The organism is Acinetobacter sp. CIP 102637, assembly GCF_000368425.1.
In the GTDB taxonomy this organism is placed as follows: domain Bacteria; phylum Pseudomonadota; class Gammaproteobacteria; order Pseudomonadales; family Moraxellaceae; genus Acinetobacter; species Acinetobacter parvus.
In genome coordinates this window covers 295,052-308,938 of sequence record NZ_KB849435.1, presented here as the reverse complement: position 1 = coordinate 308,938, position 13,887 = coordinate 295,052, and the positions used below count along the sequence as shown (strand labels likewise).

Below are 13,887 nucleotides of genomic sequence, written 5' to 3'. Positions count from 1 at the left end.
ATAAGGATCTCATTTCCAAATATATAAAGTAAAGCCAACAAAACTTTAAATGTATATAAAAAATGGTTAAATAATTGCAAGGGGGGCTTTAAAACGTTTTAATCGTAAAGCATTTCCTAGTACAAATATTGACGAGAGAGCCATTGCACCAGCAGCAAATACAGGAGAAAGTAGCAGTCCAAATTGCGGATAAAGTACACCTGCTGCAATAGGAATCAGAGCTGCATTGTAAACAAATGCCCAAAATAAATTTTCACGAATATTGGTTATAGTCGCTTTGCTTAAAGCGATAGCATTTGGCACTCCTTTCAGGTTGCCAGACATCAAAACCACATCAGCAGCTTCAATCGCTACATCTGTACCTGTACCTATCGCTAAGCCAATATCTGCTTCTGCAAGTGCAGGAGCATCATTAATGCCATCTCCCACATATGCGAGTTTACCATATTGATTTTTTAATTTTTTAACGGCCTCTATTTTACCTTCAGGCAAGACTTCAGCAATAACCTCATCAATACCCAGTTTTTTTGCAATCGCTTGAGCCGTATGACGGTTATCCCCTGTAATCATGGCAACCTTTAAACCTAACTGATGTAACGCTTCAATTGCAGCAAATGTTGATTCTTTAATTGGATCTGCTACAGCAATAATGGCAGCAAGTTTCTGGTCAATCGCAACATAGAGTGGAGTTTTTCCTTCTTCTCCCAAACGATCCGAAAATTGAGAAAAAACATTAGGATTCAAACCTAGTTTTTCCATATATCGATCTGCACCAATATGAACCAAATGTTCAGACACCGTTGCTTCTATTCCATAGCCCGTGACTGACTTGAAATCAGCAACAGGAGACAGGATTAATTCCTTATCTATAGCGGCTTGTACAATTGCTCGAGCAATAGGATGCTCAGACTTTGATTCAACGGCTGCCATAAGTGAAAGTACGGCATTGTATTCAAACCCTTCTAAGACATGCAGATCGGTTAAAATTGGTTTCCCTTCAGTCAGGGTCCCTGTTTTATCAACAGCAACCACTTTAGTTTCTTTGAGCAGCTGCAAAGCTTCCCCTTTACGGAATAAAACACCCATTTCAGCACCACGCCCAGTTCCCACCATGATTGATGTAGGCGTTGCAAGTCCCATTGCACAAGGACATGCAATAATGAGTACCGCAACTGCATTAACTAAGCTAAACGTTAGGGCTGGCTCAGGGCCGAAGATAAACCAAGTAATAAAAGTTAAAAGAGAGAGACCCATTACTACAGGTACAAACCACATGGTAATTTTATCAACCAATGCCTGAATAGGCAGCTTGGAACCCTGTGCCTGTTCAACCATTCGGATGATTTGAGAAAGCACTGATGAACTACCAACAGAGGTGGCTTTGATATTTAAGCTGCCACTTTGGTTAATTGTTCCTCCTACCACAGTAGAGCCTATCGTTTTTTCAACGGGCATAGGCTCGCCAGTAATCATGGATTCATCAATAAAACTTTGGCCGTGAATAACTTCACCATCGACAGGGATACGCTCACCTGGTCTAATCTCTACAATCGTTCCTGTTTGAACTTCGGCAATCGGAACTTCTATCACCTGATTATTGAGCTGTATTCTGGCAACTTTAGGCTGCATTCCAACTAGATGTTGAATTGCTAAAGACGTTCGGCCTTTTGCCTTGGCTTCAAAAAATCTACCTAATAGAATTAAAGTGATAATAACCGCTGCAGCTTCATAATAAACATTGACCGTGCCTTGTGGCAGGACACTTGGAAAGAAAGTAGCAACCACTGAATAAAGATAAGCAGCCAATGTTCCTACAGCCACCAAGGAATTCATGTCTGGTGCTAAGCGGAATAAACTTGGGATGCCCTTTTTGAAGAAGCGTCGGCCTGGAAAAATTAATGCTACTGTGGTCAAGAAAAATTGCATTAACCAGCTATTTTGTTGGCCAATGTTATTTATCATAAAGGTATGAAAAGCGGGAATAAGATGTGATCCCATTTCTAAAATAAAAACGGGTAGAGTCAATAAGACTGACAAAATTAAATCTTTTTTAAGTTTTTCTAATTCAATATTCTTTTTATCTTGAAAGCTTTCCGTAGTTTGATGAACTGACTTTGCTTCAAACCCTGCTTTGGTGACAGCCTGAATTAACGAGTCACGAGTGACAGATGAGCTTGCCTGAATAGTCGCTTTTTCGGTAGCTAGATTTACATGAGCCGACTCAACTCCTTCAACAGATTTTAAAGCCTTTTCTACTCGACCTACACAAGAAGCACATGACATACCCTCTATCGTAAGCTCTATCGGTTGCAATACTTCCACTTCGTAGCCTGCTTTTTCTACGACTTTAATTAAAGTAGCGCGATCAAGTGGTTGATGTCCATAAATGACTGCTTTTTCGGTTGCCAGGTTTACGTGAGCTGATTCAACCCCCTCAACAGATTTTAAAGCTTTTTCCACACGGCCTACACAAGAAGCACATGTCATCCCCTCAATCTCTAATGTTTCACTGTAGTGTGGCGTATCAGTCATTTCGGTACTCATATACGATCTCTATCATTTAGATATGCTGAGTTCTATATGCGAAGATCAGCTCGAACCAAGATTAGGGGGAATTCAGGGATTACTTTTATTTCAAGCAAGTACAGGTTTTATCTGTACGATGAGAAAAACAAGAGTAAGTAAAGTGATAAGGGATTACCACTTTACTCTAACAGAGATTAAGCAGGCTCAGCTGTAAATCCACGATCACCGAGAGTGGCAATGACTTGATCCTGACTCACCGTTGTGTTGATTTCAACGATACGGTTTTGTAAATCAATATCGAGTGATGCATTCGAGTCGAGCTCTTTAATTGCAGTAGTAATGCCTCGTGCACAACCACCACAAGTCATATTAGCGATGTGAAATTTCATATGTTGCTCCTTTTTAACAAAATATTTGTTTAAACCATTAGAACAGTAACTCTAAACTTTCACCATACAACCAGCCTTTCTCTGAATCAGTTACTTGCTGTAACTTGGTCTGTTTACAACCTTACAGTTTTCTTCAGAGTATTCCAAAGAAGAGTGTTCTAATGACTACAGTAAAAGTACTTAACCAACATTAACGTGACTTAAAAATGACATTTTTGTCATCTACGATCACTTTGAAATTTATAAGATAGTTATTTCAATCAATAGTAGTGAACTGAATAGATGAGACTCTTATGGATTGAAGCTAAAAACCGGTGACTACCTTTATGTATAATGCCTCATGATGCGATTTTACTGTTCTGATTGTCGTAAGTTGACAGTCCAGTAGAAACTTTATTGCTCAGCTACAAAAGATAAATGCAGTAATGTTAAATTTCCTCAATTCCCTTATTTTGAAATTCTCTTATTCAATACCCACGACAGTGGTTATATAGCCTGTTGTTAATAGAATTGATAGACCTAATAACATCTCAAATAAAATGGCATGACTAAGGTGTTTAGCGAATTTAGGATGTTGAAGACGCGGGGTGAAATACCATTTGTTGAAGGCAGCTAAAAGTAGAATACTTATAACAAAAAACATTTTAACCATGAAACCATAGCCATATGCAGTATTGATTAAGGTATTAAAATCTTTAATTAAAAGAAGAGCTACACTAGCGCCACAGGCGATTAATATCCCAACAATGAAAGCAGCAATACGTCCAAATACATGCATGCGATCTTTTAAAGGTAAACCACTTATTTCCCGGCTGGTTTTCCATAACGGATATAAAGACCCCATCCATAACGACATAACTAGAATATGGATTGATAATAAAATTTGAGCAAGTAAGGTTAAATTAGCGACATGTCCGAGCTGGGAAAAACTAAAAATAATCGGGATAAGTAAAATACAAAATATTGAACTTTCAATTATAGAAAACTGACCTTTGTTCCTGTTAACTTTAACCACCATGAGAAGAAGTAAAAGAGCAAAACTAATAGAACGAAGAACGTATATATACCCCGTCGGAGTATTAACCAATATATTAATATACGTGGGGTCCACCATCCCTGTAATACCAGTATTGGCAAAACTACCAATCAGAATAAAAAATCCCAAGGTACTGGAAATTAGGCCTAATCCAGCGCCAATTGTAATATATTTAAGAATCGATTCTTTTAGTTCAAGATATTGTCTAAGTAAAAAATAGCAAAAGGCTCCACCAACGACAAAAGCTAAACTTAAATATAAAATAACCTTAGTTAACCAAGTGGCCCACATCCAATATTCAGAAATCATTATTTTTGTCCATTCTAGAACAACATGCCAGCACCTCACTGACATGTTGAAAGGTAATCAATTCTTATTTAGTTGATTTGATAGTGAAACTATATTCACCATTCATGTTGTGACCATCTTTCCCCATTGTTGTCCAGACAACGGTATATTTACCTTTTTTCAGTTTCGGAAGAGCGACATCAAAGGATTTCTTTAAGTCATGAGTAACTTTATATTTTAAAGGAACATCTCTTCGCTGAGCATCCAGTAACTTAATATTCATCAACATAACCTCTGCACCAAAGTTAAGGGTCAAGTTCTTTGGTTGACTAAGGATAGATGCATTTTCCGCAGGAATCGCACTCACTAAACTCACATGAGCGAACGTAGTTGTAGTAGCCACAATCATCGTTGCAGCTACTACAACATTACGTAGAGCAGTCATTTTATTTTGAAATAATTTCATTTACGTTTCCTCTTGATTCGTTAGTTCATTAGAGATGACTTTATAAAATCTATATTTAATGAGACCACATCATCTCCTCTTATATTTCAATTATTAGTGAGAGACAGAAACAGAGCGATGACTTCAAAATTACATTTTTGTCATTTTTAAAAATAATTAATTAATAGTGCTAAAATTTTTAAGAGAAACAGAGAATAACCAAAAAATCATCAGTTTAGTAGTCAAATTCCTAGTCTCTGTTCAGTACTAAAACATAGCTTTTACTTCCAAATTATTTAAAGGAAAAAATTATGATGAAATTCAAAAACATTTTTTTGGGCTTATGTATCGCAGCCGCGTCATTGAATACATTTGCACAGCAATCCGATGAACACAAAGATCACCACCCTGAAAAAACAGCACCATCTGCAGTAACAATTAAGCAAACAGTTACCAGCACCACTGCTACAGATAAAATGGCTGCAATGGATCAACACATGAAGGCGATGCAAGCCATGCATGAGAAGATGATGGCTGCAAAAAACCCTCAAGAACGTCAAAAACTTATGGCTGAGCACATGAAACTCATGCAAGGAGGTATGAGCATGATGAAACAGATGGGCAGCCAAAGCATGAATGCAAATATGGCTGACCGTCAGCAGATGATGGAAAAACGTATGGACATGATGCAATCCATGATGCAGATGATGATGGACTGTATGCCTCCGTCAGCAACTAAATAATTACCCATGAATTAGGGGAAAGCACCATGAATCACCAACACCAAGAACATAATTCAGTACCTAACTTTTGGTCTACACGTTATGCCATCGGCCTATTCGTGATTGGTGGTGTGGCAGCCTATTTTCTCTTAACCGAGCATTTGGCCCATGTCGTTGGTGTTTTACCCTTTTTACTCCTTTTAGCATGCCCACTCATGCATATTTTTATGCATGGTGGTCATGGACATCACCATCATCAACAGAAAAATCCAGACACATCAGATAATAAAAAATCACGCGAACCAGGAGACCCCTCATGAATCATGCGGAATCGGCCTATGGTCTGTGGTGGCTCGTCATCATAAATTCGGCAATTTTCATTATGTTTGCCTTCAGTTTTTTTAAACCCGCCACAGCGCGAGATTGGCGTACTTTTGGCGCTTTCTCTGCTTTCATCATTGCATTGTTTGTCGAGATGTATGGTTTCCCTTTAACAATTTATCTGTTGTCAGGCTGGCTACAAACTCGCTTTCCTGAACTTGATTTGCTGTCGCATAACTCAGGTCACTTATGGTCAACGCTACTGGGTGAAAAGGGTGATCCACATTTTGGCATTCTGCACATCGCGAGTTATATTTTTTTGGGCTATGGTTTCTATTTACTATCAAAAGCATGGCACGTGCTGTACAACGCGCAACGTCAGCATTCTTTAGCGATCACAGGCCCTTATGCACGTATACGTCACCCACAATACGTGGCTTTTGTGATGATCTTGCTGGGTTTTTTATTGCAATGGCCAACTTTACTGACACTGATTATGTTTCCAATCCTACTCTTAATGTACAGCCGCTTGGCAATTAAGGAAGAGGCTGAAATGAGTAAACAGTTTGGCGCTGTCTATGACAGCTATGCTCAACAGACTCCGAGATTTATTCCAAAATTCGGCCATAAAACCACTTTTCCATAAGAGAATTATTTATGTCAGATCAAAAAAATCATAACCAGGACCATATGGCACAGGCTACAACAGACGTACTGAAAGACCCAGTCTGTGGTATGACCGTCACTGAAGAATCGAAATACCATGAGGAATTTAAGGGGAAAACTTACTTTTTTTGCAGTGATAAATGTCAATCCAAGTTTCATACTAACCCTGTGCAATACATCACTAAATCTGGAACTATGAATGCCGATGCACACACACAGCATCATCAGGCTGTTCAACCCGTTAATGCGGCAAGCACAACAGGCACGACCATCTATACTTGCCCAATGCATCCAGAAATCAGGCAAGATCATCCTGGAAACTGTCCTAAATGCGGAATGACACTGGAACCACTCATTCCCGAGTTAGAGGAAGATGAGAATCCTGAGTTACGTGATTTCCGTCGACGCTTCTGGTGGACACTGCCACTCACCATAGTCGTGACTTTTTTGGCAATGTTTGGCCATCAACTGAACCTATTCGACATGGCAGTTCAGAGCTGGATTGAATTAGTGTTGTCACTGCCGATTGTACTGTGGGCAGGTTGGCCATTTTTTTCCCGTGGTTGGCAATCGGTTGTGAATCGCAGCCCAAACATGTGGACCCTGATCGGTCTAGGTACAGGGGCTGCTTTTATTTACAGTGTGGTTGCGACCATTGCACCACAAATCTTTCCAGACTCATTTATCTCCATGGGTCGTGTCGCTGTTTACTTTGAAGCTTCAGCGGTCATCATTTCATTGACCCTACTGGGACAAATATTGGAGTTAAAAGCACGTTCGCAAACTTCTGCTGCAATTAAGTCACTCCTTGGGCTCGCTCCTAAAACAGCTCGCCGAATCCTGCCTGATGGAACTGAAGAAGATGTTCCTCTAACGCATGTCCATGTAGGAGATTTACTCAGAATTCGCCCAGGTGAAAAAGTGCCTGTGGATGGTGTAGTCACTGAAGGAAGTAGTTCAGTAGATGAATCAATGCTGACAGGCGAACCTTTACCAATCACTAAACGTGTCGGCGATAAAGTCATTGGCGCTACCCTGAATACCAATGGTTCATTGATCATGCGTTCAGAGAAAATTGGTTCAAGTACCATGTTGTCCCAGATCGTACAGATGGTGGCACAAGCTCAACGCTCGAGAGCACCAATGCAACGTATGGCTGATCAGGTAGCAGGTTGGTTCGTCATGGCTGTAGTGACCATTGCCTTGCTTACCTTCTTTGGATGGGGACTATTCGGCCCAGAAGAATCAAGCTGGGTTTATGCATTAATCAATGCTGTGGCAGTACTCATTATTGCCTGTCCTTGTGCACTAGGCTTGGCAACTCCAATGTCTATCATGGTTGCGACGGGTCAAGGTGCCACTCATGGTGTGTTGTTCCGTGATGCAGCAGCCATTGAGAATCTACGCAAGATTGACACACTAATCATCGATAAAACAGGTACGTTGACCGAAGGACGCCCTGTATTCGATCGTGTAGTTGCCGCATCAGGTTTTGACGAATCTGAAGTATTACGTTTAGCCGCCAGTCTTGATCAAGGCAGTGAACACCCGCTAGCCGAAGCGATTGTAAACGCAGCACACGAACGTGGCCTGTCTCTTGAAACACCAGATAATTTTGAATCGGGCTCAGGGATTGGTGTTCGAGGTCAAGTGGGCGATCGTCAGTTAGCTTTGGGCAACACAGCACTGATGGAGCAATTGGGTATCTCGGTACAATCTCTGATTCCGCAAGCCGAAGAGCTGCGTTCGGAAGGTGCAAGTGTGATGCATCTAGCCATCAATGGTGAATTGGCCGGTCTGCTTGCAGTATCCGATCCCATCAAAAAAAGTACCCCAGAAGCACTTGCCACCCTGAAGGAAGCGGGTCTACGTATCGTGATGGCAACAGGAGATGGTCTCACCACTGCCCGTTCAGTCGCAGCACGTCTAGGCATTGATGAGGTACATGGCGAAGTCAAACCCGCAGATAAACTAGAACTGGTCAGCAAATTGCAGAAGCAAGGTCGCATCGTGGCAATGGCTGGTGATGGCATCAATGATGCACCAGCCTTGGCTAAAGCTGATGTCGGTATCGCTATGGGCACCGGGACTGATGTTGCAATGAATAGTGCCCAAGTTACGCTGATCAAGGGAGATTTACGAGGGATTGCTGTTGCCCGTTCACTTTCGGAAGCTACTGTCGGCAACATGAAACAGAACCTCATGTTTGCTTTCCTTTACAATGCTTTGGGTATCCCTATCGCGGCTGGCGTACTATATCCATTTACCGGTTGGTTGTTGTCACCGATGATTGCCGCCTTGGCTATGAGTTTGAGTTCAGCTTCAGTCATCACCAATGCCCTTCGCCTGCGAAATAAAAAGTTATGATAGAGAGTTCCTTTCTTCCACCAGATGTATCAGGGCTGGTTGCAGCACTCGCCATCGGCCTGCTCATTGGTTTAGAACGAGGATGGCACGATCGTGAATTGCCCGAGGGCAGCCGAGTAGCAGGTCTACGTACCTTCACATTGACAGGATTGCTCGGAGGAGTGCTCGGTCATTTACAACCAAACTTCGGAGCTTGGCCGCTAGTTGCGGCCGTATTAGGGCTTTCCTTATTACTAACAGTGTCCTATGCTCGTACCGCAAAAATTTCCGGTAATTTAAGCGCTACCACGACGATCGCGATGCTGTTGACATTAGTTCTAGGTGCATATGCATCCCATGGTAATGTTACTTTAGCATTAACAGCGGCTGTCATCGTGGCTGTATTTTTGGATCTCAAGCCAACCTTACATGGTTGGTTACGCTTGATCGAACATCGTGAATTAACCGCATCTCTACAGTTACTGGTACTTTCTGTCGTTATATTACCTTACTTACCCAATACGGGTATGGGACCTTTTGCTGCATTAAATCCTTACCAGTTATGGTGGGCAGTGATCCTGATTGCCGGACTCTCTCTGGCAGGTCATTTTGCCATGCGGCTTACCGGTTCAGAAAGAGGCATATTCTGGACAGGTCTATTGGGTGGTTTGGCATCTTCTACAGCTGCAACTGTTGCACTGGCACGCTATACACGCCAGCACCCCGTCATGGTCAGTGCTGCTATTTCTGGAACATTGGCTGCCTGTGGCATCATGTTTTTTCGTATGGTTGTGCTGATAGGCGTCATTGAGCCAGCATTGCTAAGCACTTTTGGTGGTGCAATGATGATTGCGGGAATCCTTCTGCTGGGTATGGCATTGTGGAGACAACGCCAAATTACCAGCGCTGAAAACAACGATCGAACAATAGAAGCAATGGCTCCTTTTGATCTTGGGACAGCATTCAGCTTCGCTGCTTTCCTGGCTGTCATGGCAGTCTTGGTCCCGGCAGCAAAACAATGGTTGGGCACCAGCGGCATCTTCGTATTATCGACTATTTCTGGGCTAGCAGACGTAGATGCTATTTTAGTCTCACTTGCCCGCCTGCATAGTACTGAAGGCTTAACAACAAATGTGGCTGCTGTCGCGCTAGGGCTGGCCACACTGAGCAACATGTTAAGCAAAGCGACAATTGCATGGATGACGGGTGGTGCACAGTTTGGCAGAGCCATCATAATTGGCTACACAATTGCCATGATAGGTGCTGGAATAACTCTGGGCCTGAGCTTGAACTTTACGTAAGCTCAACTCGGGGTAAATGATAGATGCTCAAAAAATGAGTTAAATCGATTACCCTTGCATGTATTCACTTTGAAAAACAATAGTAAAAATGATTCGACCATTGAGGGATTCAGCCTGGATGGTTGCCCCAAGCATATCAAGAATAGATTTTGTTATGGCAAGCCCTAAGCCGGTTCCTTCTTCTGTTCTTTGTCTAGATGCATCTGTTCGATAAAATCGATCAAATAACCTGGATAGTTGTTCAGGAGAGATTTCAGGGCCTTCATTTTCAATTGAAAATATTGTGTTATCTAAATTCTGTTGAAGTTTTATGCGTATTGTAGAATTCTTATTTCCATATTTAACTGCATTAGATAATAGATTGCTGAGTGCTCGACGTAACATAGCAGGATCACCTTTGACATTTCCAGATCCTGTTTGTTGAAGCGTCATATTTTTTTCGGCAGCTAGCGCATCATAGAAATCAAATAAAGCTGTAACTTCTTTAACCAGGTCAATATCCTGTAAGTTCTGTAATTTTAGGCCATGTTCTGCTTTTGCCAAGAAAAGCATATCGGATACCATTCGAGCCAAACGTTCTAATTCTTCTAAATTAGAAAATAGTACTTCTTGATAGGTACTGGTATCTCGTTTACGGGCAAGACATACTTGAGTTTGAGTCATTAAGTTATTAATCGGTGTTCTAATTTCATGCGCTAAATCAGATGAAAAATCGGAAAGCCTTTCTAAAGCTGATTCTAGTCTGTCGAGCATATCATTGAAGGCAATTGCTAATGATTTTAGTTCTGTTGGTGTGTGCTCAACTTCTAAACGTTCTGAAAGATGTTGGGCAGAAATGCCTTCTGCGACCTTAGCCATTTTTTGCACTGGTCTTAAACCTCTCCAGGTTGCAAACCAACCTAAAAACATTAAACAAATTGTACCAGCCAAACCAATATACAAAAGTTGACGCTTAAAATCTTTTAGAAAATGTAGATGTTCTGATGTATCGATCCCAACAATAATGCGTACAGATTGTATTTCAGAATTTCTATTTATACCTGTAGTGTAGATCATGCCACGATAGGTCTTATTTTGAACTTGCCATTTAATCCATGAATTATTTGCTGACTTGATTAAATTTTGAGTATTAATGATTGAGGATGCTGAACTAAATAAAACTTTACCTGTCGGTCGTTCTATTTGGACCATAAGATCATGGTGTCCAACTAACGCATCTCTTAAATAAAGATTAAGTTCTGGAGAATTTTTAGGATGCTGTTGGAGAAGATTCTGAATAAGCTGGATTTTACCTTCTAATTGGGTACGATCTTGCGTTTCAAAATGATGCATCACTAATTTATGGATGAAAAACCCCATCATAATGAGAATGCATATAGTCGATAATGAGAAAATAATACCAATACGAAAACTGATAGATTTGAATAATTTATTATTCATCTTCTACCTCTAGTACATACCCCATTCCTCTAATATTTTGAATTAACTTAGGGGTAAAATTACTATCTACTTTATTTCTTAATCGTTTAATAGCGACTTCAACTACATTTGTATCACTATCAAAGTTCATATCCCAAATTTGAGATGCAATAAGTGCTCTTGGTAGAATTTCACCTCTTCTACGCATAAAAAGCTCCATAAGAGCAAATTCTTTAGCCGTTAAATCAATGCGTTGACCTGCTCGTGTTACCCGACGTTTTCTCAAATCAAGTTCTAAATCAGCAATCTTAATAATATTATTATCTTCTCTTTGTTGCCCTCGTCTAAGGAGCGTTTTTATTCGAGCTAGAAGCTCTGCAAAAGCAAAAGGCTTAACTAAATAATCATCAGCGCCTAGCTCTAATCCTTTTACTCGATCTTCGATTTGATCTCGGGCGGTAAGAAAAAGAATGGGCATTGTTTTACCGCTGCTACGAATATCATTGATAATATTCCAACCATTTAGTCCAGGTAACATCACGTCTAAAATAATTAAGTCATACTCTTCAGAAAGAGCTTGATGTTTACCCGTTAACCCATCTGTAACCCAGTCCGTAATATAGCCAGCTTCGGATAAACCTTGCTTGAGATAATCACCAGTTTTTTGTTCATCTTCAACTAATAGTATTCTCATTTCCGAATCCTAAGTTATTCATTAAAACTATAATAACGTTATAAAACATCTGATCGAGATAGATTACAAAAATGTCATTTTCAAGTCACTTAGATGTTCAGTGCTTCACTTTATTGTAGTAGCAAGAAATTAACTTTTAGAGAAACTTATGAAAACTGTAGTGCGTCGTAGTCTAACAATTTTAATGTGTGCTGGAACTTTAATTGCTGGTACTCAATCTTGGGCAAATGATGCAAAAGATCTATCAAATTCGAAATCTAATGCTGTGACAACTGCAAAAAAAGCACAAGAGCCGTGTTCTAAACCTTGTAAGATGAACAAGGATAATAAGGTTCAGCAAGAACCTAGCCAACAGCAAGCGGCAAATTCCTCTGATATGTCGAAAATGGATCATTCCATGATGAATATGGACCATTCGAAAATGGATCATTCAAAAATGAATATGCCTAGTAGCAATAAATAATTTTATAAATAGCGAGAAAGAAGTATTAAAGTTTATACTAAATATTTGCTTTATTACTTCAACCTTGACCTTTCTAAAGGTGAGATAGAATGTCAAAAAATCTAAAGGTGAGATAGAATGTCAAAAAAGTTAAGTCATATACTCTTAATTGGAGTTGGTTTATTTTCATCAACTTGGGTAATGGCGGCAGTTAAAGAATATGATTTAACGATCGCGGAACAGACTGTAAATATTACAGGAAAACCGCTAAAGAGAATTACCGTTAATGGTAAATTCGTTGCCCCTCTTCTTGAATTTGAAGAGGGAGATGATGCCGTTATTCGTGTTCACAATAAGTTAAAAAATCAGGACTCTTCAATCCATTGGCATGGCTTATTATTACCTGGAATTATGGATGGTGTACCTGGATTTAACAAATTTAATGGCATTGCCCCTAATAAAACTTATGAATATAAGTTTAAAGTCCGCCAAAATGGTACTTATTGGTATCATTCACATAGTAAAGGACAAGAACAAGACGGTTTATATGGTGCTTTTGTTATTTATCCTAAAGATAAAACTCCACTAACAGCTGCTGAAAAAACCGATAAAGATTACGTGGTTTTGCTTTCTGATTTTCATAATTCGACAAGTGATCAAATTATGAAGAATATTAAAAAAGAAGCAGACTACTATCAGAACCGCCGCGAAACAGTATTCGATGTATTAAAACAAGTTAAACGTGATGGGCTAAAAGCGACTTGGCAAGACCGTTCTATGTGGAATCAGATGCGAATGCTGAAAACAGATATGTCCGATGTGACTGGTTATACATTTTTAATGAATGGCAAGACACCTCAGCAAAATTGGACGGGTAACTTCAAAGCTGGTGAAAAAGTTCGCCTTCGTTTTATTAATGCTTCCGCTATGTCATTTTTTGATGTACGAATTCCAAATTTAAAAATGACAGTGGTAAGTGCCGATGGTCAACCTGTAAAACCTGTTCCTGTAGATGAGTTCCGTATAGGTACTGCTGAAACTTATGATGTCATTGTTGAACCGAAACAAGCCCATTATCAAATCGAAGCTGAATCTATTGATCGTACTGGATTTTCGGTTGGAACCTTACATGATGAAAATACCTCACCTGTAAAACAAATTGAGATGCCTAAGCCTCGTCCTCGTTCTTTATTGACTATGGAAGATATGGGAATGAATCATGATATGTCTTCTATGAAAGGCATGAATCACGATATGTCTTCTATGAAAGGTATGGATCATGATATGTCTTC

At 40.1% G+C, this 13,887-nt stretch carries 12 protein-coding genes and 1 pseudogene; 7 read left to right on the top strand and 6 right to left on the bottom strand.

All coding sequences use genetic code 11. The annotated features are described in order from the left end of the window. Nucleotides 1–66: 66 nt before the first annotated feature. The 4 genes from F967_RS04635 to F967_RS04620 all read right to left on the bottom strand — a co-directional run bounded on the left by F967_RS04635 (nt 67) and on the right by F967_RS04620 (nt 4,705). Complete coding sequence (locus F967_RS04635; protein ID WP_004681438.1) at nt 67–2,544, bottom strand: heavy metal translocating P-type ATPase; 2,478 nt, start codon at nt 2,542–2,544, stop codon at nt 67–69. Between the two features lie 176 nt (nt 2,545–2,720). Further along, a complete protein-coding gene (locus tag F967_RS04630) occupies nt 2,721–2,915 on the bottom strand; it encodes a heavy-metal-associated domain-containing protein (protein ID WP_004798479.1) in 195 nt (64 codons plus the stop codon). A gap of 463 nt (nt 2,916–3,378) precedes the next feature. Beyond that, the gene (locus F967_RS04625; RefSeq protein ID WP_004755889.1) at nt 3,379–4,260 is read right to left on the bottom strand and encodes a copper resistance D family protein; all 882 of its coding nucleotides are present in this window, start codon (nt 4,258–4,260) and stop codon (nt 3,379–3,381) included. 64 nt (nt 4,261–4,324) lie between these two features. Next, nucleotides 4,325–4,705, bottom strand: coding sequence for a copper resistance CopC family protein (locus F967_RS04620; RefSeq protein ID WP_004681441.1), 381 nt, complete (start codon nt 4,703–4,705; stop codon nt 4,325–4,327). Nucleotides 4,706–4,995: 290 nt separating this feature from the next. On the opposite strand from F967_RS04620, the gene F967_RS04615 reads away from it, so the two are divergent. The 5 genes from F967_RS04615 to F967_RS04595 are packed head-to-tail and all read left to right on the top strand — an operon-like array spanning nt 4,996 to nt 10,040. Then, nucleotides 4,996–5,427, top strand: a complete 432-nt coding sequence (locus F967_RS04615) for a hypothetical protein (RefSeq protein WP_004798476.1) — start codon at nt 4,996–4,998, stop codon at nt 5,425–5,427. Between the two features lie 26 nt (nt 5,428–5,453). Then, nucleotides 5,454–5,726, top strand: coding sequence for a DUF2933 domain-containing protein (locus F967_RS04610; RefSeq protein WP_004798474.1), 273 nt, complete (start codon nt 5,454–5,456; stop codon nt 5,724–5,726). Next, a complete protein-coding gene (locus F967_RS04605) occupies nt 5,723–6,373 on the top strand; it encodes a methyltransferase family protein (RefSeq protein ID WP_004679355.1) in 651 nt (216 codons plus the stop codon). Before F967_RS04610 ends, F967_RS04605 begins: the two co-directional genes overlap by 4 nt. Nucleotides 6,374–6,384: 11 nt before the next feature. Then, nucleotides 6,385–8,760, top strand: coding sequence for a heavy metal translocating P-type ATPase (locus F967_RS04600; protein WP_004798471.1), 2,376 nt, complete (start codon nt 6,385–6,387; stop codon nt 8,758–8,760). After that, nucleotides 8,757–10,040: an MgtC/SapB family protein gene (locus tag F967_RS04595; RefSeq protein ID WP_004798469.1), complete on the top strand. Its 1,284-nt coding sequence runs from the start codon at nt 8,757–8,759 to the stop codon at nt 10,038–10,040. The genes F967_RS04600 and F967_RS04595 overlap by 4 nt, the downstream gene beginning before the upstream one ends. A gap of 48 nt (nt 10,041–10,088) precedes the next feature. Here F967_RS04595 and F967_RS04590 read toward each other — a convergent pair whose 3' ends face one another. Together F967_RS04590 and F967_RS04585 are read right to left on the bottom strand one after the other, a co-directional pair. Continuing rightward, on the bottom strand, nt 10,089–11,480 hold the full coding sequence (locus F967_RS04590; protein ID WP_004798467.1) for a heavy metal sensor histidine kinase: 1,392 nt from the start codon (nt 11,478–11,480) through the stop codon (nt 10,089–10,091). Further along, nucleotides 11,473–12,153 (bottom strand): heavy metal response regulator transcription factor, encoded by a 681-nt coding sequence (locus F967_RS04585; protein ID WP_004679347.1) that lies wholly within the window; start codon nt 12,151–12,153, stop codon nt 11,473–11,475. The genes F967_RS04590 and F967_RS04585 overlap by 8 nt, the downstream gene beginning before the upstream one ends. A 148-nt stretch (nt 12,154–12,301) precedes the next feature. On the opposite strand from F967_RS04585, the gene F967_RS04580 reads away from it, so the two are divergent. Together F967_RS04580 and F967_RS14490 are read left to right on the top strand one after the other, a co-directional pair. Beyond that, entirely contained in the window at nt 12,302–12,616 is a 315-nt protein-coding gene (locus tag F967_RS04580; protein ID WP_004798464.1) for a hypothetical protein, read from the top strand. Nucleotides 12,617–12,733: 117 nt separating this feature from the next. Then, a pseudogene (locus F967_RS14490) lies at nt 12,734–13,887 on the top strand (multicopper oxidase domain-containing protein); the annotation flags it as partial.

Bases quoted from the DNA above. Each gene is read 5' to 3' on its own strand.
- F967_RS04635 (WP_004681438.1), bottom strand. From the start codon at position 2,544: ATGAGTACCGAAATGACTGATACGCCACACTACAGTGAAACATTAGAG.
- F967_RS04630 (WP_004798479.1), bottom strand. From the start codon at position 2,915: ATGAAATTTCACATCGCTAATATGACTTGTGGTGGTTGTGCACGAGGC.
- F967_RS04625 (WP_004755889.1), bottom strand. From the start codon at position 4,260: ATGATTTCTGAATATTGGATGTGGGCCACTTGGTTAACTAAGGTTATT.
- F967_RS04620 (WP_004681441.1), bottom strand. From the start codon at position 4,705: ATGAAATTATTTCAAAATAAAATGACTGCTCTACGTAATGTTGTAGTA.
- F967_RS04615 (WP_004798476.1), top strand. From the start codon at position 4,996: ATGATGAAATTCAAAAACATTTTTTTGGGCTTATGTATCGCAGCCGCG.
- F967_RS04610 (WP_004798474.1), top strand. From the start codon at position 5,454: ATGAATCACCAACACCAAGAACATAATTCAGTACCTAACTTTTGGTCT.
- F967_RS04605 (WP_004679355.1), top strand. From the start codon at position 5,723: ATGAATCATGCGGAATCGGCCTATGGTCTGTGGTGGCTCGTCATCATA.
- F967_RS04600 (WP_004798471.1), top strand. From the start codon at position 6,385: ATGTCAGATCAAAAAAATCATAACCAGGACCATATGGCACAGGCTACA.
- F967_RS04595 (WP_004798469.1), top strand. From the start codon at position 8,757: ATGATAGAGAGTTCCTTTCTTCCACCAGATGTATCAGGGCTGGTTGCA.
- F967_RS04590 (WP_004798467.1), bottom strand. From the start codon at position 11,480: ATGAATAATAAATTATTCAAATCTATCAGTTTTCGTATTGGTATTATT.
- F967_RS04585 (WP_004679347.1), bottom strand. From the start codon at position 12,153: ATGAGAATACTATTAGTTGAAGATGAACAAAAAACTGGTGATTATCTC.
- F967_RS04580 (WP_004798464.1), top strand. From the start codon at position 12,302: ATGAAAACTGTAGTGCGTCGTAGTCTAACAATTTTAATGTGTGCTGGA.